We start from the raw sequence: 893 nt of genomic DNA, 5'->3' as shown, positions 1-893 counted from the left end.
CTCCGGTCCAAGGGCCCGGCGTCTCGGAGTTCCCAAACCCAAAGGTTGTCAGGCCCGCCCTGGCGGTAAAATGCACGTCGAATTTCGGCTGATCATCAGCGTATGATGGGCGGTACTCTGGGGTGAGGGAGGCAGCGAATATGCGAACAATCGATCTTTGTGCGGCCGTCGCTCTGTCGATCGCGCCAACCAGCCTACTGGCGGCAGACGAAGTTTCCGTCGAACGCGGTTTGTATATTTCAATCATCGGCGGCTGCCATTTCTGCCACACGGAAGGATACCGTGAAGCCGATGGGAAAATCGATCCGGCCAAGGCGCTCAAAGGCTCCTCCATTGGCTGGCGGGGTCCCTGGGGCACGACCTACGCTGTAAATCTCAGGGATTCGGCTATGGGCTTTGATGAGGRCGCTTGGGTCGACCACCTCAAGAACAAGGTCCAATTGCCGCCGATGCCCTGGTACCAAGTCCAAGCCATGACCGAAAGCGACATGCGTTCGGTGTATCTCTACATCAAATCGCTCGGACCACCCGGCGAGTCGGCACCGTTTTACCGGGAGCCCGGCAAGGAGCCGAGGACACCTTACGTTACACTAGTGCCACCTCAGACACCGAAGAAGAAGTAAACGACCTAGCGCCTCTTCACCTTCGCCGTGATCGTCTCGACCCTCACCTTGTCGCCGATCTCTTTTGCCATCGCGAACGCCTTTTGCTTGTCCTTGGTGGTCAGCACCGTGCGCCAATGCGGCTTGTCAAACACACTCACGATGTAGGTGGTTACCGGCTTACCGGTCATCGGATGTGTGGTCCTTCATGGTTTGTTGACCATATTAGCCGATGATAATAAGCGGACATGCTAGGTGTTTCGTACATGCCACAAAGGCCCCGGCGTATTC

The 893-nt window shown here is 56.8% G+C and carries 2 protein-coding genes; one reads left to right on the top strand and one right to left on the bottom strand.

Annotated features, from left to right (window positions below; translation table 11 throughout):
* The first annotated feature begins 140 nt into the window (after positions 1 to 140).
* A complete protein-coding gene (locus ACXJ7R_RS34595; RefSeq protein WP_457155715.1) occupies positions 141 to 623 on the top strand; it encodes a hypothetical protein in 483 nt (160 codons plus the stop codon).
* A 5-nt stretch (positions 624 to 628) separates the two neighbouring features.
* Here ACXJ7R_RS34595 and ACXJ7R_RS34590 read toward each other — a convergent pair whose 3' ends face one another.
* Positions 629 to 793 carry a hypothetical protein gene (locus tag ACXJ7R_RS34590; protein ID WP_457155714.1) on the bottom strand — a complete coding sequence of 55 codons (165 nt, stop codon included), beginning with the start codon at positions 791 to 793 and terminating at the stop codon, positions 629 to 631.
* Positions 794 to 893: the final 100 nt, after the last annotated feature.

This window comes from Mesorhizobium sp. P5_C1 (genome assembly GCF_054049815.1).
The sequence above is the reverse complement of the archived record's forward strand: the minus strand, read 5'-3'. Positions and strand labels throughout refer to the sequence as shown.

Bases quoted from the DNA above. Each gene is read 5' to 3' on its own strand.
- ACXJ7R_RS34590 (WP_457155714.1), bottom strand. From the start codon at position 793: ATGACCGGTAAGCCGGTAACCACCTACATCGTGAGTGTGTTTGACAAG.